This is a genomic window from Rhizobium sp. LEGMi-198b (assembly GCF_054114205.1).
This window is the reverse complement of sequence record NZ_JBSYVH010000003.1, coordinates 54,820-72,605: the sequence shown is the minus strand read 5'-3', so window position 1 is coordinate 72,605 and position 17,786 is coordinate 54,820. Positions and strand designations below refer to the sequence as shown.

16 protein-coding genes are annotated in these 17,786 nt (G+C 58.8%); 8 read left to right on the top strand and 8 right to left on the bottom strand.

What is annotated here, in order from left to right:
- The first annotated feature begins 17 nt into the window (after positions 1–17).
- Genes ACXHXG_RS13285 through ACXHXG_RS13275 form a run of 3 tightly spaced genes read left to right on the top strand, consistent with a single transcriptional unit; the run spans position 18 to position 3,038 of the window.
- On the top strand, positions 18–1,493 hold the full coding sequence (locus ACXHXG_RS13285) for an aldehyde dehydrogenase family protein (RefSeq protein ID WP_457899553.1): 1,476 nt from the start codon (positions 18–20) through the stop codon (positions 1,491–1,493).
- A 19-nt stretch (positions 1,494–1,512) separates the two neighbouring features.
- The gene (locus tag ACXHXG_RS13280) at positions 1,513–2,271 is read left to right on the top strand and encodes an SDR family NAD(P)-dependent oxidoreductase (protein ID WP_457900002.1); all 759 of its coding nucleotides are present in this window, start codon (positions 1,513–1,515) and stop codon (positions 2,269–2,271) included.
- Positions 2,272–2,282: 11 nt separating this feature from the next.
- Positions 2,283–3,038, top strand: coding sequence for an SDR family NAD(P)-dependent oxidoreductase (locus ACXHXG_RS13275; protein WP_457899552.1), 756 nt, complete (start codon positions 2,283–2,285; stop codon positions 3,036–3,038).
- A 91-nt stretch (positions 3,039–3,129) separates the two neighbouring features.
- Here the strand turns inward: ACXHXG_RS13275 and ACXHXG_RS13270 are convergent, their stop codons facing one another.
- Together ACXHXG_RS13270 and ACXHXG_RS13265 are read right to left on the bottom strand one after the other, a co-directional pair.
- A complete protein-coding gene (locus tag ACXHXG_RS13270) occupies positions 3,130–3,540 on the bottom strand; it encodes a hypothetical protein (protein ID WP_260304670.1) in 411 nt (136 codons plus the stop codon).
- Between the two features lie 196 nt (positions 3,541–3,736).
- Positions 3,737–4,765, bottom strand: a complete 1,029-nt coding sequence (locus ACXHXG_RS13265) for a helix-turn-helix domain-containing protein (protein ID WP_457900001.1) — start codon at positions 4,763–4,765, stop codon at positions 3,737–3,739.
- Positions 4,766–5,011: 246 nt separating this feature from the next.
- Here ACXHXG_RS13265 and ACXHXG_RS13260 point away from each other — a divergent pair, with 246 nt between their 5' ends.
- Positions 5,012–6,007 carry a helix-turn-helix transcriptional regulator gene (locus ACXHXG_RS13260; RefSeq protein ID WP_457899551.1) on the top strand — a complete coding sequence of 332 codons (996 nt, stop codon included), beginning with the start codon at positions 5,012–5,014 and terminating at the stop codon, positions 6,005–6,007.
- Between the two features lie 183 nt (positions 6,008–6,190).
- Here ACXHXG_RS13260 and ACXHXG_RS13255 read toward each other — a convergent pair whose 3' ends face one another.
- On the bottom strand, positions 6,191–7,063 hold the full coding sequence (locus ACXHXG_RS13255; protein WP_260304671.1) for a TIR domain-containing protein: 873 nt from the start codon (positions 7,061–7,063) through the stop codon (positions 6,191–6,193).
- Between the two features lie 334 nt (positions 7,064–7,397).
- On the opposite strand from ACXHXG_RS13255, the gene ACXHXG_RS13250 reads away from it, so the two are divergent.
- Positions 7,398–7,652 carry a DUF982 domain-containing protein gene (locus ACXHXG_RS13250; RefSeq protein WP_245464217.1) on the top strand — a complete coding sequence of 85 codons (255 nt, stop codon included), beginning with the start codon at positions 7,398–7,400 and terminating at the stop codon, positions 7,650–7,652.
- 217 nt (positions 7,653–7,869) lie between these two features.
- Here ACXHXG_RS13250 and ACXHXG_RS13245 read toward each other — a convergent pair whose 3' ends face one another.
- Complete coding sequence (locus ACXHXG_RS13245; RefSeq protein WP_457899550.1) at positions 7,870–9,159, bottom strand: TadE/TadG family type IV pilus assembly protein; 1,290 nt, start codon at positions 9,157–9,159, stop codon at positions 7,870–7,872.
- 211 nt (positions 9,160–9,370) lie between these two features.
- On the bottom strand, positions 9,371–11,257 hold the full coding sequence (locus tag ACXHXG_RS13240) for a putative bifunctional diguanylate cyclase/phosphodiesterase (protein ID WP_457900000.1): 1,887 nt from the start codon (positions 11,255–11,257) through the stop codon (positions 9,371–9,373).
- Between the two features lie 291 nt (positions 11,258–11,548).
- On the opposite strand from ACXHXG_RS13240, the gene ACXHXG_RS13235 reads away from it, so the two are divergent.
- Positions 11,549–12,586, top strand: a complete 1,038-nt coding sequence (locus ACXHXG_RS13235; RefSeq protein ID WP_104826108.1) for a class I SAM-dependent methyltransferase — start codon at positions 11,549–11,551, stop codon at positions 12,584–12,586.
- 99 nt (positions 12,587–12,685) lie between these two features.
- On the opposite strand, the gene ACXHXG_RS13230 is transcribed toward ACXHXG_RS13235, so the two are convergent.
- Entirely contained in the window at positions 12,686–13,066 is a 381-nt protein-coding gene (locus tag ACXHXG_RS13230) for a winged helix-turn-helix transcriptional regulator (RefSeq protein WP_104826109.1), read from the bottom strand.
- 92 nt (positions 13,067–13,158) lie between these two features.
- Between ACXHXG_RS13230 and ACXHXG_RS13225 the strand changes: the two genes are divergently transcribed.
- Together ACXHXG_RS13225 and ACXHXG_RS13220 are read left to right on the top strand one after the other, a co-directional pair.
- Positions 13,159–13,884, top strand: coding sequence for an SDR family NAD(P)-dependent oxidoreductase (locus ACXHXG_RS13225; protein WP_457899549.1), 726 nt, complete (start codon positions 13,159–13,161; stop codon positions 13,882–13,884).
- A 12-nt stretch (positions 13,885–13,896) separates the two neighbouring features.
- The gene (locus tag ACXHXG_RS13220; RefSeq protein ID WP_457899548.1) at positions 13,897–14,529 is read left to right on the top strand and encodes a DsbA family oxidoreductase; all 633 of its coding nucleotides are present in this window, start codon (positions 13,897–13,899) and stop codon (positions 14,527–14,529) included.
- Positions 14,530–14,760: 231 nt separating this feature from the next.
- Here the strand turns inward: ACXHXG_RS13220 and ACXHXG_RS13215 are convergent, their stop codons facing one another.
- Both ACXHXG_RS13215 and ACXHXG_RS13210 read right to left on the bottom strand, forming a co-directional pair.
- A complete protein-coding gene (locus tag ACXHXG_RS13215; RefSeq protein WP_260304674.1) occupies positions 14,761–16,695 on the bottom strand; it encodes a beta-galactosidase in 1,935 nt (644 codons plus the stop codon).
- Entirely contained in the window at positions 16,695–17,786 is a 1,092-nt protein-coding gene (locus tag ACXHXG_RS13210; protein ID WP_457899547.1) for an ABC transporter ATP-binding protein, read from the bottom strand. Before ACXHXG_RS13210 ends, ACXHXG_RS13215 begins: the two co-directional genes overlap by 1 nt.

Sequence of the window (17,786 nt, the reverse complement as noted above, 5' to 3'; positions counted from 1 at the left end):
ACACGGGAGAAACACCAATGCGCACGGAACTCTATATCGACGGCCAATGGACGCGCCCCCTCAAAGGCGGCACCTTCCCGATTGTCAACCCGGCGACCGAAGAGGTCGTTCATCATGGCCCACTAGGCACGGCGGAAGATGTCGAGCTTGCCGTCCGGGCGGCGCGGCGCGCATTCGATCAGGGTCCCTGGCCAAAGATGCCCGGCACCGAACGGGCAAAATATCTTCGGGCGATCGGCGCCGGTATCCGCGATCGGTTGCAGGAACTGGCACGGCTGGAAACCATAGACAACGGCAAGCCTTTGCCGGAAGCCGAGTGGGACATCGCCGACGCTGCCGGTTGCTTTGATTTCTATGCCGACCTCGCAGAGGGTCTCGACAAAAAGCCGGAGGAAGCAATCACGCTCGCCGACGGCCGTTTCGTCTCCAAGGCGGTCAAGGAGCCCGTCGGCGTGGCCGCCGCCATCATTCCCTGGAACTTCCCGCTGCTGATGGCCGCCTGGAAGGTCGCGCCGGCGCTGGCTGCGGGTTGCACCATGGTGCTCAAGCCTGCCGAACTGACCTCGCTGACGGCGCTCGAACTCGGCGCGATCGCACAAGCTGCCGACCTGCCGCCGGGCGTCCTCAACATCGTGACGGGTGCAGGTTCGGTGGCCGGCCAGGCGATGGTCGACCACCCCGATGTCGACAAGCTCGCCTTCACCGGTTCGGGACCTGTCGGCTCACGGATCATGCAGGCGGCGGCGCGCGACATCAAGCGCGTCAGCCTTGAGCTTGGCGGCAAGTCGCCCTTCATCGTCTTTGATGATTCCGACATCGACGCGGCGGTCGAATGGGTCATGTTCGGCATCTTCTGGAATCAGGGCGAGGTCTGCTCGGCGACGTCGCGTGTGCTCGTCCAGGAAGGCATTTACGACCGGTTCATGGACCGCCTCGTCGAGGAGACGAAGAAGATCAAGATCGGCGATGGCCAGGAACCAGGCGTGCTGCTCGGGCCGATGGTGTCGGAGAAGCAGATGAACCAGGTACTGGCCGCAATCGAGAACGCTCGCACTGATGGTGCGAAGGTCACGGTTGGCGGCGGGCGTCCCGCGGGTTTCAACAAGGGATACTATGTCGAGCCGACCGTCCTCACCGACGTGCCTCTCGACAGCGATGCCTGGAAGGAGGAAATCTTCGGCCCGGTCGTCTGCGTAAGAGCGTTCAAGTCGGAAGATGAAGCCGTGGCGCTTGCCAATGACAGCAGGTTTGGTCTCGCCGCTGCCGTCATGTCGAAGGACGACGCCCGCGCCGACCGCGTCGCGGCGGCCCTGCGTGCCGGCATTGTCTGGATCAATTGCTCGCAACCGACGTTCACCGAGGCGCCATGGGGCGGCTACAAACAGTCGGGCATTGGCCGCGAGCTGGGTCGCTGGGGCCTCGAAAACTATCTCGAAACCAAGCAGATCACCCGTTTCGTCAGCGAAGAGCCATGGGGCTGGTACATCAAGTGAATTGGGAGAAGGCATGGTTATGGACAATCCGCTAGCTCGCATGAATGTCCTGGTCACCGGAGCATCCGGCGGCTTGGGCCAAGCCATCGTCGAACGCTTGGCGGCTGAAGGCGCGACGCCGATCATCCATTTCGCTCGGAATGAGGCAGCCGCCCATGCGCTGCTCGAAAGGATCGGTGGCAAAGGACACGTGGTTCAGGGAGATCTCTCCTCGCGAGAAGGTCCGGAAGAACTATGGAGCAAGGCAGTGCATGCCGCGCGACGTATTCATGCCGTGGTGAATGCAGCGGGCATCCGCACGGAGGTCGCCCTGACCGACAGCCTGGAGACTTGGCATTCCGCCTGGCAAGGCGAATTCCAGGTCAACCTGTTCGCCGCTGCCGACCTCAGCCGCAACGCCATATTGCATTTCAAGCAAAATGGCGGCGGACGGATCGTCAATATCGCCAGCCGCGCGGGTCAGCGCGGCTATTCGGCCGACGCGATGGCCTATGGCGCATCGAAGGCGGCGCTGATCAATCTCACCAAGTCCATCGCGCGGAGTTTCGGCGGGGACGGCGTGACGGCCATCGCGATAGCTCCCGGTTGGATACGGACCGACATGGCCGAGGACTTCATCGCCAAGAACGGCGAGGCGGCCGCCGTCGCCGACATTCCCATCGGCGCTATGGCGTTGCCGGAGGAAGTCGCGGAACTGACCGCCTTTGTTCTCCGGCCGTCCCAGCGCTCACTCAACGGCGCAACGCTCGACGTCAATGGCGGCAGCTACATTCGATAGGGGGATAGAAAATGCAGCGATTTGAAAACAAGGTTGCGATCGTAACGGGTGCAGGTGGAGGCATCGGCTCGGCGATCGCCAAGCGGCTGGCAAGCGAGGGCGCCTATGTCGTGGTCACCGACATGAACGGTGATGCCGCCAGCACTGTCGTCGCGGAAATTGAGGCAGCCCATGGAGAGGCGATAGCCATCGTGGCGGACATCGCCAACGGCGAGTCCTGCCGCGAACTCATCGCGGAGGTTATCGGTAGGAAGGGGCATATCGACATTCTTTGCAACAATGCCGGGATCAACCGCCGTGGCAATCTGCTTTCCGTTACGGAGGAGGATTGGCGGCTGAGCTTCGCGGTGAACATCGATTCCATGTTCCATCTCTGCAAAGCCGTGATCCCGCACATGATCGAGGCGGGTGGTGGGGCAATCGTCAACACGGCCTCGCAATGGGGTCTCCATCCCGCGCCGAATCACATTGCCTATAACGTCACCAAGGCCGCTGTTGCCTCCTTCACCCAGAATCTCGCACGCGACTACGCGCCCCACAAAATCCGGGTCAACGCCGTCTGCCCGGGTGAAATTCACACCCCGATGCTGGAGGCCGGCGTCATTCGTTCGGGCCGCACCATCGCCGATCTGGACAGGCTGGTTCCCTTCGGCCGGATCGGCAGGCCGGAAGAAGTGGCGGCGCTCGTCGCCTTCCTCGCCTCGAACGAAGCGGAGTTTATGTGCGGCTCATTGGTGGAGATAACAGGCGCACAGGCAGTTGCGTAAGCTTCTACTGAGGCGATGGCGGCCCGTTCAGAAGGGCCGCCGGAGATGTACGCCGGCTGTTCCTGGAACGATGACCGTCGAGAAAAGGCGCTCAATCGGCCACAGAGTTGACGACGCGGCAAAGGTTGTCGCTCATGCTGGGAGCAACCTGTCCTTGCGGCACCATGAAAAGAGCATCGACGCGGCTGCCCTTGCCGCTCTTCCTGACGACGACTCGCAAAGTCTGCGGACGTCCGGATCCGGTCGTTTCCTGTTGGGCCGTCAGCGTGCCGAGTTGTTTCTCGGCATTCACATCGACAAAGCCTTCCGCCAGGACCGCTCGGGATACTTTGTCAAAGGCAACAGTGGGGTTGACCGATGGGAATTCCATCCAGGTCTTGTAGGTCACAGCGGTTACGAGAGGAACGCCGCTGCTTTGATAATGCTGCGAGCATGGACTGGCATGGGCGGAGCTGAGGGAGATAGTGGCAAAGGCGAAAGCGTACAGAATTGTCTTATGCAAAGCGAAACGTCCTCTGTTGATAATCCGACGCGGCCTGGCCGTCGTTTGCGGCATGCTGTCCAGCAATGATGGGACCTCTATTGGAGTCGGGATATTCGCATAACGTGGCGCCGTGGCCGATTACAGTGGATTTCCGAAATCTAAACGCAAGTGCACTTGTTATGGACGATCCTGCACCGCATGCGATCGGCTATTTTCAATTGCCCGGCACACCGAACGGCAATGTCCAACCCGAAGGCCGATTGACATGGTCTTGACGATGGGGAGCGGCGTGTTTCAGCGCGGCGCCGGCGCGAATGTTCTCCAGCGTCTCGCCGGGGGTGTGGCCGAATTCGGTCTTGAACAGACGATAGAAGTATTTCTCGTTCGAGAAGCCGTGCCTCCAGGCGATCTCGGCGATATGCGCCTGTGGCCGGCTGGGGTCTGCCAGCACTTGGTGGGCGCGACGCAGCCTGCGGCGCTGTATTTGCCGCATGACACCGCCGCTGCCTTCGAACAATTGGTAGAGTTTTGCCCGCGACAGGCCGACCTCCCGGCAGATCCGATCGGGCGTCAGATCGACATCCAGCAAATGCGTATCGATGTAGCGCAGGATCCGCTCACGCAGCGCATTTCGGATCGGACCGTTCGCCTCAACCAAGGCATCCGGTGTCGGGGAGACTGCGGCGGTCAGAAGCTGCAGGGTCGATTGAACGACATAGGGAATCTCATGCTCGGTAAGGCTTGCGAGGTTTCGCAACAGCGAAAGCAGATGGTCGCCAAGAAGACGAGCGACGCCACCCTGCAGCGTCTGCCCGTGCAAAAGCGCGGTCCGGTGCGGCAGGAGATCTCTCGGCACCACCAAAGAGATCACGTCGCCAGCCTCAACCAGGCCTTCGTTCACCTGAGCGGCGTCAAGGACGAACAGATCCCCCGCCGCTTTTATGGGTTGAGGCGTGTTCCATCGACACAAAAATCGGCCACTCACCATCAAGGTGAACCGAAAAAAATCCTGACCGTCGGTCCGTATGTGCCGCCCGCTTCGATTGATTTCATAAGCCGAAGACCGGGTCCGATTGAGCCACCGTCTCCCGGACAAGATAAGAGGACCGAGAGCAGCGCCGGTTGCTTCGGCGTTGAACGCAATGGAATCATCGCTCCGCAAGATGCAATCGCAGTGATTGTCTCTGACCCAAGCGTGAAACCGATCTTTTTCAGGAAAGTCGAGCGTCGAGAAACTGAACATCAGCGTGGAATATGTCTGCGCCATTGAACTATGCATTGACCTTTAAGCGATACATAGAGCAACCGCAAAATGTGGCAATAGGTCATAAACTAAACGTTATGCGTGCTTATGCGAGGCCGTCATTACAAAACCCTATTGCCCCAAACGTCGTCGACATTGAAAAGCCTGTTTGATGTCAAATCAATTTCTCGTTAGACGCAGATGGGGGCCTAACCGCGACAAAATCAGAGAATTGGGTAGGGCAAGTTGACCGAAATTTTGACGCTTAAACTCGAGGCGACGTCACTCACAACGAGTGAAGTCTCCGAATGGCTTACTGGCGAAAAGCAGGACAATTTCTATCGGCCTCTCAGTACCGACAGCCGCGGTCTTTTCTCATTTGGTGTTCATGGCGTTGGCGAGCTGGTGGGCTGGGTGGGGGCAAGCTCAACGGACCGCGCCTTTTCCGTCACGATCGAGAATGATGACTTCATGTTTTTCCTCGAGCATGGAACCTGCTACGATTTGGCAACAGGCGGCATAAGGCATGCTATCACGCCCTGCACGGGACTGCTGACGACGGCCGACCGCTATTCCGCGGTGAATATTCACGCAGGCTCCGTTGCCGAAGGATTCTGCGTCCCGAGGAGCGCGGTACACGCGGCCCTGACCAGCACCTTCGAACGTCTGCCGCCTGTCGATTTCGAATTCGTTCCCCTGCAGGACCTGACGGCGGGACCGGCGGCGCATCTTTTCAAGCTCATGCGGTTCTTCCGAGATGAGATTTGCGCCGATCAAAACCTAGAGATTTCTCCCATTGCCCTGACCAGCTTCCAAGAGATGTTCTGTCTGCTGATGGTGCAGAATCTGCCCCATACGCTTTCGGACACCGGATCGCGGGTGCAGACAATTGCCCCTCGCCAGCTTCGAAGAGCGCTGGAGTTCGCCAGAGCACATATCGCAATGCCGATCACGATCACGGATATGGCAGCGGCAGCGGGTGTCAGCGTGCGGGCGCTGCAGATCAATTTTCGACGATTTTTGAATGTCACCCCAATGGCTTACCTAAGGCAGCTCCGTCTTGATGGCGCACGCCAAGATCTGTTGACTGCCATGCCATCCGCGACGGTCAGTGAAATCGCGCGCCGCTGGGGGTTTATACATCAGGGCCGCTTCTCTCAGGAGTATCGTGCTGCTTTTGGCGTCCTGCCGAAATACGATCTCGGACGCAGTTATGAGAAGAATCGGCGTGCGGCGTCATAAAGCACACGTCGATACCGGTTCGATATCAGCGCGTGTTCGCGGCTCCTCATGATGGACAAATCGAGGGCGGCGGATCTGCCGGCTAGAGCAATTCCAGGAAAACTGTGCAGCGGTTTTCCGTCCGGAATGCGTAAGAACAAAGAGATAGAGCGGGAAAGCTACTCCGTGAAACGCTGAACCGCTCTAGAGAAACTGAACTCTCTGGGCAATTGCATCGGCTATTTCGCTCGGGCTGAATTCCCACGCATCCAGGTACCCGTCAGTTCCAAGATCGCTCTCCGCGTCGCCATGGTCGAGGCGAACATACATAACGCGATCATGCGCTCTTTGAGCAGCAATTTGCTGAATAGTGTTCCATTCGATACCGCACCAAGTCTTGGACTGATGGTCGGAGCCGATGAATATGACGATCAGCTTGGAACGGTTCTGGTAGATGTCCCGCAGCAGAAGGTCTGTTGTCGGCCTCGCCAGTTGTCCCTGGTAATTGTAGTCATAAAAGTAAGAGTGGGGGCCGATGTTCTTTTCAAGCTGAGTTGCAACTTTTGCAACCAGGCCCGTTGCTTCAGCGGGAAACGACAAACCGACATCGAAGCGATGCGAGTTTATGTTTATCGCGCGCCCCACGGGGTTCGTCCAGGAGGGTAGGGTAATTCCCAGCCGCTGCAGTTCCTTGGGTAAATTCGTATCCTTAACCGCCCAATGCGTGCGGTTCATTTCCCAATCGCCAAGGTCGAGGATAAAATGCTTATCCGTCATGTCCTGCCAGCTCAGAAACTTTGGAAGAGGTTGGATCTCATAGTCGATGTGAACCAGCTTCTGGCGAATGGCAATGTCTCGGATAATGCCAAAATGTGGAGCGCGCTCACGGAAAGTTTCGTGAGCAAATATGGTCGGCAGCCTCATGAGCTGTAGCTGCGACGCCTCTGTCGTTACGTCAAATCTATCGGCTATCGCTTTTTCTGTGTACTCAAAGATGCTGATGCATCTGCTTAAATCGATTTCAAATGGCGTTCCGTCCCACGGTTCTTCTCTGCTGGAGACGATCAGATTATACATGCCGCCCTCCCTCAATTTAGCGATCCCGCTACTCCATAATAAATAAACCTCTAGGGTCTGAAAGTCACCAACTACCAAAGCTTGAGGTTGAGACCGCGCAGCTTTTCTGTCGTGCGGGCGCAAGGATTGGAACGCACGATCATGCTTCACAACTGCATAGCGATTTTTTCAGTCCCACCAGCCTCGCTGGTCCTTACACCGGGCTGCAGACACTCTCTGGGTCGTCATTGCGTGATCGGCCAGGGCAAGAAAAAGCGGGTCATCGTCGGTGTTTGCTTGCGAGCGTGGAACAATTGTCTTCTGGCGCAGTTCGGGGACCCGGGGATTGAAGAAGATGAAGCGCCAGTGGTGGGATGATCCAGTAAAGGTCGGAACCTCCGTTCCGGGCAGGTATCTCATTATCAACAGCACCGAAAGTGCAGCTCAGTACATGTTCGAAGAGTGGCCCGGCGACCGCAGCACGATGGCTTTTCAGGCGACGGTCCAAGCCCTCTTCGATGCCCATGACGGAAAGCTGCCGATTGGTGCTGCGCGCGCCGCCTTCACGACGGCAGTCGAAAACGCCGGACTACGCTTTGCTGCTGAATGATTGGGCTTTGCTGCTGAATGATTGGTCAAAATCTGAGAAGAGCACCAAAAAAAGCCGTTAGCAGGGACAGGGCTCTGCCAACGGCAATAGGAAATGACACCACCTTGGGCACGGTAGTGGCCAGGCGTGTCCCTGGCGGCTGACCGAACTCGCTAGTCTGAGTATTGTTCCCGCCGCGGATCGCGATTTTATAAATCGGAAAAAATCGCGCGAAACCTCAGCTCGTCAGGCGAGGGCTTCTGATGATTTTCAGGAAGAGCGCGTTCATTGCGTCGGCGATGCCCTGCGTCGGATTGACTTCGAAATAGAGACCCGGCGAAGCGCAACTTTGCAGGCGCGTCGGGATTTGCGATTGAAACGGGGCGATCCAGGTATTGTACCAATTGTTTGCCGGCAGCGGCAGATAGGTCGTGTATAGAATGGCAATCTTGACGTTCTGATCCTTCAGCGGCTGACAGAAGGAGGTGTCGATCGGTTCCTGGCACCGGTTGCCGGTCAAGGGCTTCGTGCAGGTGTATGGTTTTTGGCTGTCACCAACCCCGTCCGTTACGAAGAAGAGAACCTTTTCGCGATCGGTGCTGCTTGTGCCGCCGCCGCCCGTGCCCATATTGCTCTTCATCTGGGTGAGCGCGTTGTCGAAGCTGGTCGTCTGATCGTTGTTATAGCCTTGATAGGGAATGGTCATCAGATCGACGTTGTCGGTATAGCTTTTGACCTGCGCCATGTCGGACGACAGGCCGGATACTGTCGTTAGCTGTGCTTTCTCCGCTTGCGTGCCGAACGTATAGACTGCCATTCTGTATTGATCGGGCGTCGAGCGGCTGGTGGTCGCCGTCTCCGTCAGCTTCTGCGTTGCCTGGCGCACCACGTCGATGCGCATACTCACCCCAAGCTTCTTCGCCAGATTGTAGTAGTTGTTCGTCGTATCCATGTTGTGGCAGGCAAAGGCGCACTTGTCGCTGGTATTCTTTTGCATCGTCGCGACGTCGGTCGGGGTCGCTCCCACGCCCATGGACGGGGTATTGTCGAGCAGCATGTAAAAATCGATGAAGGTGGCGGTCTGGTATTGCGCGGTGGCTGCCCCGGCGATCGGAATGGTCTTGTCGCCAAGGATCTGCAGAAACGACGTTGGAACAGTCGCATGGAACGTGACGTTTGACGTTACGATATTGGCTGCCTTCGTTACGGAGACGTCGACATCCACCGGAACACCCTTCCAATCGCTCGCGAGCTGGCCGAAGAAGAGCTTGCGTGCGTCGTCCTGCCCGATTGTCACGACGCCGTCTCCAGACATGGCCATGGCCGCCGCTACGCCGCTTGAGGATTCCGCGATCGCTCCGAGCGCCGCCGCATCGGCAGCCGCATAGAGCTGGCTGCGCAAGCTGAGCGCGTTCGAGATATCGACCGCCAAGCCCGCCGCACCGATCAAAGGTACGGCGAGGAGTGCTGTTATCGTGCCGAAATTGCCGGATTTGCTCCGCGCGAAGCGAAGGAGTGTATGAAGCATCTAATAACTACCCCAGGCTAGACGACGCAGTTCATTCGCGTTCGACCCGCCATCATGGCAGTTTCAAATCCGTATATCGCTAACTTATAAAGCTGCGTTTAAAGTATAGTACTAAGAAAGAATGAACAGTTTCGGCAAATACGATCGACGCTCTGCTGCGATCTTCGATAACACTTCGAGGAAGTCTTCGTCGACCGCTCGCTCAGAGGTACTAGGCACTTGCCCGCAATAGATCGACACTCACCGGTTTGCCGAGATGAAACCCTTGAACCCGGTCAATGCTGAGGCTCTGAAGGACAGACATCTGCGCCTCGGTCTCCACACCTTCCACCAGAATGGTGTTTCCCCGGTTGCGTATCAGGGCGACCATGTCTTGTAACATCGTCAGCCCGCGCTCGTCCGAACAATCATGCAGGAAGGTTCGGTCAACCTTGACGGTGTCGAACTCGATCGCCCGGAGCCATGACAATCCGGCATAGCCGGAGCCGAAGTCATCCAACCAAATCTCGACGCCGAGCGCCTGGAGATCGGCGACACACTGCAGCACCTCGGGTTGCATCTCCATATCCAAGCCCTCGGTGACTTCCAATGCAAGCCGGGACCCCGAGACGCCAGTTTCTTCGAGGATCGCTGCAACGCTCGAGGCGAAGCCGGGAGATCTTAGCTGCACCGGAGAGACATTCACGCTCACCGTGGCCATGCGGTCGGACGCCAGGATATCCTGACATGCGGTTTTGATCGCCCAGCGACCCAATTCGACAATAGATCCGGTCCGCTCGGCGATCGGAATAAAGACGCTTGGCGGCACGGAGGTTCCATCGGGCATGCGCAGCCGCATCAAAGCCTCGGCGGCTTTCATCTGCCCGTCCCTGAGATCGAATATTGGTTGATAGACCAGCGATACCAGTCTCCGATCGATGGCTGCGGCCAGCAGCGGCACCAATTTTCCGGCATCCTCGTTCGGACGCCGCAGCACCGGATCAAAGATTCGAACGCAATTGCGGCCGGAGGCTTTTGCACTGTAGAGCGCAAGGTCGGCCTCACGCACAAGCCATTCCACCTTTGCGGCGGATCGCTCGCTGATAAAAGCAACGCCGACACTTACCGTTACGAACTGCGTGTCGTCCGGCCGCTCTTCATGTCGGATTGCGAGCGCCTCGACTTGGTGCCGAATTTTGCCCGCTATATAGATCGCTTCATCCTGCGCTTTCAAAGGCATGACGACGATGAACTCCTCGCCGCCATAACGACCAATGATGCCTCCGTGGCGCTCAACCAGCTTCTGAAGCGTCGTGGCAATGACCGTCAGGCAGCGGTCGCCTTCCTGATGGCCGTACCGGTCGTTGAAACGCTTGAAGAAGTCGACGTCGATCAGGATGACGGAAAATTCGCGGCCCTTATCTTTCCAGGCGCTCCAGCACTCATCCAGCCGCCGATCGATCGCGCGTCTGTTCTCGATGCCGGTGAGGTAATCCGTGTGTGAAAGACGCAGCAATGCCTTTCCGCGCTCTGCCGCTTCCCAATGTTGGTGGCGCGCTTCCACCGCATTCAGGAAAACGTTGTAGCGCTCGACATTCAGGCGCCAGTTCACGAAAGACGTGAACACGAAGCACGAGACGTAAAATAGTCCGAAAGCGAGCTGGTAAGCCGGCGTCGATGGAAACGAACTGTAGAGAGCCGCAAAAAACACGGCCAATACCGTGCCGGACGTCAGGACGGACAGGCGAAACGAGAAGCTGAAGAACAGGTTCGCGCCCATCATGAAAATCGCGCCGAAGATCATGTAGTATGACATGCTCGTCGCATATTCTGTGGCGATAGCCGGATAAAGCCAGCCGGCATAGCCGAAGATCAGCGCCAATGCGCAAGTGCTGTCCAACCAGACGGTCTTTGCCTTCGTCAACCGCAAAGTCTCAAAGGCCAGCAGCGCAATAGCCGCAACGACAAACCGCATGAGGATTGTCAGCGGCGCAACATCGGGAATAAGCCAGCTATCGGGAGCGGCAAAGACCAGATAGACGACGACTGCCATCCACAATCCCTTGCGCGTGCCTTCCCGGCGGACGGCTTCGTTTTCCGATGCGTAGGCGGCCCTCATCTCCAAAGCAAAGCCACGGCGTTTTTCTGTCGGGACAGCGCCGTCTACAAATGGGGCCTTTGCGGAAATTTCGGATGCGGTCTGCTCTGTAGATAACTGCTCATAGAACATGCGGCGATGCCTCCCGAGCATTGCTGCCGATAAACCTGCGTTCACCGCTTCCAAAAGTTCCGTCCGTGTCAATCACGAAATTTAGCTCGTACTGCTAGAAATACCCTCTTGACGTGCAGAATCCAATCGCGTTCTGTCGTCCACATATTTATGCTTAACATTGCGTCAACGGAGTTCATAATGGCACAAGGCTTTAAGTTCGACGGCGAGAGTCTCATTGCACCTGGACAAATTTTTCGCCCGACTAAGCCAGACGACCTTCCATCATCAGACCAGATGGTAATCGCCAAGGCGGAACTTGCTCTCACGCTCGACTTATCGCTTCAACAATTCCGATCCGAAGTGGATCCTCATGCGATTGTCAGCCGGCTATCGCAGGCGTTGCATCAGATCCGCCGGCGGTTTCACGCCAGCATATGGAGCGAAATCGTCTTCCTTGCGCAGAACCATCCCGTTGCACAGTTTCTGCTTCAGGATCCGTTCACGAAATGGTCATTCGATAAACCGCGGGGCTATTCCGGTGACGCGCATCTGCTCGACTTCATTTATGGTCATGCCATCGTGGAGGCGGAAATCGCAGCATCCACCGCGCTGGGCAGAGCGATATATGAATACACCAAAAACGCGTCCTCATCCGTCGCGGTGAGAGAACGCCGCGACATCCTCGCACAACGGGTGGATGAGCACGCCAAGGATCGACCCGGCTCGGCCGAAGTCTTGGCGATGGCATCGGGCCATCTTCGCGAAGCGACGCTGTCGACTGCGCTTAGGGAAGGAAAAATCAGGCGCTGGATTGCGCTCGATCAGGACCCGCTGAGCGTGGGGACGGTTGCGCGCGATTTTGCCGGAACATGCGTCGAAGCGGTGGACGGCACGGTCAAGAGCCTGCTTTCCAACAAGCACGCTTTCGGACATTTCGATTACATCTACGCTGCGGGTCTCTACGATTACCTCACGCTTCCGGTTGCCGCCAAACTGACGCGCAAATGTGTTGAAATGCTCAAGCCCGGCGGCTCCTTCCTGTTCGCGAACTTCTCGCAGGAAATCGAAGTCGACGGCTACATGGAAGCATTCATGAGTTGGCCTCTGCTCCTGCGTTCGGAAAACGACATGCAAATGATTGCCGATGCAAGCGCTAGCAAGGCAGAGACAGATGTATCCATCTGGTTTGGAAAGAACCGCAACATCATCTATTGCGAAATTACGAGGGTAAAGTAACTCGGCAGCCGTTTTTGCCTCTCGCTATGTCGCGCTGCATAAACGGCCGCCAACTGAGACCACTCGCAATGAGGGGCAGGAGCTAGCTAGCTACCTTGGCTAGCTTGCCCCTTCATCATGCAAGGCGCGATGCGCCTCGATTTCCCCCAGGTGATCCAGCACCCACATAGCGAGCTGCAACAGGGGCGCTGAAAGCGAGCGGCCGAGATCCGTCAGGCTGTATTCGACCTGCGGCGGTATGGTCGGATAGACCTTGCGCGTCACCATGCCATCGCGCTCCAGCGCCTTCAAAGTGCGGGTGAGCATCTGCTGGGAAATGCCGCCGATCAGCCGTTTCAGTTCGTTGAAGCGGCGCGGCTGATCGGCCAGCATGGTGATTGCCATGATCGTCCACTTGTCGCCCATGCGGCCGAGGATCTCATTGACTTTCCGGCAACTGGGGTCCGTGCCGGGCATAGTTGGCGGGGTGGGCATATGCATGTGACTAGGCCTCGAAAATATGCGTTCTTGCGACATTGCAGTCATCATATCATATCTGGTCAGTAAAACATACCGCCATCAAGGAGTAAGTTATGACTGACAGAAAAACGATTGCCCTCTTCGGCGCCGGCACCGGGCTCGGAAGCTCGCTGGCCATGCGGTTCGGTCGCGAAGGCTATCGCGTAGCACTTGTCGCTCGCCGCGCCGGCCCGCTCGATGAGCGTGTGGCCGAGCTCGCCCAGGCCGGCATCGAGGCCGCGGCATTTCCGGCCGATCTCACCGATGTCGATGGCATCGCACCACTGGTGCGCTCCATCGAGGATCGGTTCGGCTCGATCGATGTCGCCGTCTACGCGCCCGTGCCCTCCGATGCGGCTTTTGTGCCGGCGGCGGAACTCGACGCGGCAAGGCTGCGGTCGATGGCCGATATCTTCACCTTCGCGCCGGTCGAGGTGTCGCATGCAGTGCTGCCCGGCATGCTCGCGCGCGGCGACGGCGCGGTCGTCATCGTCGGCGGGCTGACGGCAGTGGTCACGATGCCGGGCATGAGCGGCGTCGGACCGCTGATGGCGGCGGCGCGCAACTACGTCTTCACCCTCAATGCTGAGGTCGCGGAGAGGGGCGTCTATGCTGGTACGGTGAATATCGGCGCGTTCCTCGATCGCTCTACCGGTCTTCGCGCCATGACATCCAATGGCGTGCCGCTCGATCCGAAATATCTGGTGCTCGATCCCGACGATGTCGCCGAGGAGATCTGGGGTCTCGTCACCAGACGCGACCGGGCCGAGATCATCCTCCCGCCGCTGCCGCAGGGTTGATGGGAAGGCGCCATGCTGCAGATCGACCTTTTTACCGAAATCACCTGCCCCTGGTGCATCATCGGGCAACACCGGCTCGACAAGGTGCTGGCCGAGCGCTTCCCCGGCCTTGCCGTCGATATCAGGCATCATCCGGTGCTGCTCATGCCGGATGCGCCGGCGTCCGGGCTTTACATTCCCGACCTGCTGCGCGCACGCTACGGCATCACCGAGCCAAAGGCCGCGTTCGCGCGGCCCGAGGCCGAGGCGCAGGCCTCCGGGCTGGCGCTCGACCTCTGCCGGCAGCTTTGGGCCTATCCGACGCAATCGGCACATGCGCTCATCCTTGCTGCCCGCGAACGCGGCACACAGCATAGGCTCGCATTAGCGATCTCCAGCGCTTATTTCCTCGGCGCGCGGAATATCGCCGATGCCGACGTGCTCGCCGATATCGCGGTGGACCACGGGTTCGAGCGCGCCGAAGTCCACGCGATCGCTTGCGACCCCGCCTGGTGCAGGCGCGTCGAACAGGAGGCGGCGAGATCAGTGGCCGCGGGCGTTCGGTCAGTACCCCACTTCGTCTTCGCCGGACGTATCGCGATCAATGGCGGCCGCAGCGAAGATGAAATTGCCTTATCGATAAAAGAGGCAGTGGCGACCGGCTAAGCGGCAGCGTGTGGTCTGCCCAGACCGGCATTTCCCACGAGCTCGTCAAACAACCCTCAAAGGCGGGCGTTCGGGGCAAAGCTCAACCGGCAAGGCACCTCTAGGCCCGCTTGATCCCTCCCCACCGCAAGTCTTTGCCATCTGGCGCAGCGCTGGTAGCAATATGCAATCCCCTCACCAAAGAGGTAAGGGGATTCGCTTTCCTTCATTTCATCCGCGGACGTCCGGTAGTCATCTCCACGCCGAGAGGGAGAATGGAGCGATTTCCTGGCCGCCGAGCACGAAGTCGTGCTTTTCCGGGATCGTCCAGGCGTCCGGCCCGTAATTGAAGGCGAATGTGAGATTGCCTGCACGACGAAGGCGGATGAAATCGGGCAGGGTAGCGGTCGGCAGATCGAGCCCGGCGGCAAGGTGCGACATCAGATTGTCGAGGAGTTCGCCGTCGGCCCAGCAGGCCAAATAGACGTATCTCCCCTTCGACACCAGCGCTGGGCTGCCATCGTCGAACGCTGCCACGACATCCGCTCCCGCCGCTGTCTCAAGATATTCGCGCCATCTTGTCGCCCGGCCGCTGATCGCGCCCGACAAAGAGGCGCTAAGCCCCGGCCGTAAGGAAGCCACCTGCGTGATCCTGATACCGGTAAGCTCGCCGATCGGCCCGGGCGGGAGATTGGCGGGAATCTGGAAGTTGCGGTCCCGCGATCCGGTCCGCGGACCGAAAAGCACTGTTCCATCCGCCTGCTCGAATGCCGCCAATGCCGCGTCGGAGACGTGCATGAGGCAGGGAACGAGAACCAGCTTGTAGCCCGTGAGGGACGCGCCGGGGCGGACGAAATCGACGTTAAGGCCAAGCTTCCTGACCGCCTCGTACCAGCGGAAGGCAAGTTCTTCGTAGCGAAAATCCTTGCCCTGCGGCTGAATGACCGTGGACCAATAGGTCTCATAATCATAGACGATGGCGACGGGCGCCCGCGCCGGCTTCTGCAAGGGGCCAACGGTATCGATCTCATGGCCGGCGATTGCGGCTTCCTTGCCTCCGGGCGAGAGCTCGTCGAGGCCAGGAAGGTTCAGGCCGGCATGCATCTGCTCCTGCGCGAACGGCGCCTGACGCCAACGGAAGTAGCTGACAACCTCGGCCCCGTGGGCAAGGCCCTCCCAGGTCCAAAGACGAACCATCCCCGGTTTGGGGACAGGGTTCCATGGTGCCCAGTTCACAGGCCCCGGTTGCTGTTCCATGATCCAGAACCGGCCATTGCCGACGCCGCGGTACAGATCGTGATGGAAGGCGGCGATGTCGGGGTGGGATGTTTCCGCCCAGCGCACGCGCTCTTCCTCGCTGAACGGAAATTTCTCCACGAAGCCGATTGGATAGGAATCCCAGGAAGCGAGGTCCAGGTTTTCGCCAACCTTCCAATGATCGAAATCGTTGACGAAGCCCATGAAGTTATGGGTTATCCAGCGATCCGGGGAGTGCTTTCTGATGATATCGCACTGCATTCGGTCATAGGCGGCGATCTGATCGGACTGGAAGCGCCAGAAATCGAGCCGGACGGCAGGGTTCGCCTCCGTCACTGTCAGATTGGGCAGCGCGACGTCGTCGAAGCTTTGAACTTCCATCGACCAGAAGACGGAACCCCAGGCCTCGTTCAGTTGCTGCGGTGACTGATAGCGAAGGCGAAGCCAGCGGCGAAACGCCTTCAGGTCTTGGGCGCCCCAGGAAAAGCTCGTATCGTGGCAGCCATATTCATTGTCGGTCTGCCAGCCGGCGAGACCAGGGTGCGAACCGTATCGCTGCGCGACCGCTTCGACGATACGCGCCGATTCCTTCCACCAGACTTCCGACGAGAAGCTGTAGTGACGACGAGAGCCGAAGCCCCGCACTCTACCCTCTTCGTCCACCGGAGCGATCTCGGGATATTCGTCCATCAGCCATTTCGGCGGCGTGGCGGTCGGCGTGCCAAGCACAATTTTCAGGCCGGCCGCAGCCAGCGTGTCCATCGCCCGGTCGAGCCAGCCGAAGTCGAAGGAGCCGCGTGAGGGCTCGAGGCGCGACCAGGCGAATTCGCCGATGCGCACATAGGAGATTCCAAGCGCCCGCATACGGCGCGCGTCTTTTTCCCACCAGCTTTCGGGCCAGTGTTCTGGGTAATAGCAAACGCCGAGCATTATTTCGTCAGGTCCCCGTTGAGGATAGCGTTGCCGGCATCATCGAACAGATGGCAGGCAGCCGCCGGAATATGGATGGAGAATTCGTCGCCCGGCTTGGCCTTCGCGAGGCCATCCGCCTTCACAGCAATCTCGGCGCCGTCGGCAAGGGTGATATAGAACATCGTTTCCGATCCCAGATATTCGGCAAGACGCACCTTGCCCTGAAGCGTGGCGTCTCCGCCTTCGTTGCGATCGAGATGTTCGGGACGGACCCCGAGCGTGACCGACTGCCCTTCCCTGACCGAACCGCCGCCTAGCGTAATCGACTGACCGCCGGGGAGGTCGACCTTGACACCGCCTTCCGCGGGCGATGCCTTGGTCTTGATGAAGTTCATTTTCGGCGAGCCGATGAAGCCGGCGACAAAGATGTTCTTCGGCCGGTGATAGAGCTCCAGCGGCGATCCGACCTGTTCGATCAACCCGCCTTGAAGCACGACGATCTTGTCGGCCATGGTCATGGCCTCGACCTGATCGTGGGTGACGTAGATCATCGTCGTCTTGAGATCCTGATGCAGCTTGCTGATTTCCGTGCGCATCTGGACCCTGAGCGATGCGTCGAGATTGGACAGCGGCTCATCGAAGAGAAACACTTGCGGATTGCGCACGATGGCGCGGCCGATGGCGACGCGCTGACGCTGGCCGCCGGATAGCTGGGAAGGCTTCCTGCTGAGCATCGGTTTCAATTGCAGCATCTCGGCGGCAGCGCTCGTCCGGCGCGAGACCTCTTCCTTGGAGTGGCCGGTCATACGCAGGCCAAAGCCGATATTCTCGGCCACGGTCATATGCGGATAAAGGGCATAGCTCTGGAAGACCATGGCAACCCCACGCTCCGAGGGACCAACCTTGGTCATGTCGTTGCCGCTGATCCTCAGCCCACCGGAGGAAATATCTTCCAGCCCGGCAATCATGCGCAGAAGCGTGGACTTGCCGCAGCCGGACGGCCCGACGAAGACACAGAACTCGCCATCTTCGATGGTAAGGTCGACGCCCTTGATGACACTGGCGGCGCCGAACTGCTTCGTCACGCGGTTGAGCGTTACATTTCCCAT

Coding starts and splice junctions, on each gene's coding strand:
- ACXHXG_RS13285 (WP_457899553.1), top strand. CDS start 18: ATGCGCACGGAACTCTATATCGACGGCCAATGGACGCGCCCCCTCAAA.
- ACXHXG_RS13280 (WP_457900002.1), top strand. CDS start 1,513: ATGGACAATCCGCTAGCTCGCATGAATGTCCTGGTCACCGGAGCATCC.
- ACXHXG_RS13275 (WP_457899552.1), top strand. CDS start 2,283: ATGCAGCGATTTGAAAACAAGGTTGCGATCGTAACGGGTGCAGGTGGA.
- ACXHXG_RS13265 (WP_457900001.1), bottom strand. CDS start 4,765: ATGTTCAGTTTCTCGACGCTCGACTTTCCTGAAAAAGATCGGTTTCAC.
- ACXHXG_RS13255 (WP_260304671.1), bottom strand. CDS start 7,063: ATGTATAATCTGATCGTCTCCAGCAGAGAAGAACCGTGGGACGGAACG.
- ACXHXG_RS13250 (WP_245464217.1), top strand. CDS start 7,398: ATGAAGCGCCAGTGGTGGGATGATCCAGTAAAGGTCGGAACCTCCGTT.
- ACXHXG_RS13245 (WP_457899550.1), bottom strand. CDS start 9,159: ATGCTTCATACACTCCTTCGCTTCGCGCGGAGCAAATCCGGCAATTTC.
- ACXHXG_RS13240 (WP_457900000.1), bottom strand. CDS start 11,257: ATGAGGGCCGCCTACGCATCGGAAAACGAAGCCGTCCGCCGGGAAGGC.
- ACXHXG_RS13235 (WP_104826108.1), top strand. CDS start 11,549: ATGGCACAAGGCTTTAAGTTCGACGGCGAGAGTCTCATTGCACCTGGA.
- ACXHXG_RS13230 (WP_104826109.1), bottom strand. CDS start 13,066: ATGCATATGCCCACCCCGCCAACTATGCCCGGCACGGACCCCAGTTGC.
- ACXHXG_RS13225 (WP_457899549.1), top strand. CDS start 13,159: ATGACTGACAGAAAAACGATTGCCCTCTTCGGCGCCGGCACCGGGCTC.
- ACXHXG_RS13220 (WP_457899548.1), top strand. CDS start 13,897: ATGCTGCAGATCGACCTTTTTACCGAAATCACCTGCCCCTGGTGCATC.
- ACXHXG_RS13215 (WP_260304674.1), bottom strand. CDS start 16,695: ATGCTCGGCGTTTGCTATTACCCAGAACACTGGCCCGAAAGCTGGTGG.
- ACXHXG_RS13210 (WP_457899547.1), bottom strand. CDS start 17,786: ATGGGAAATGTAACGCTCAACCGCGTGACGAAGCAGTTCGGCGCCGCC.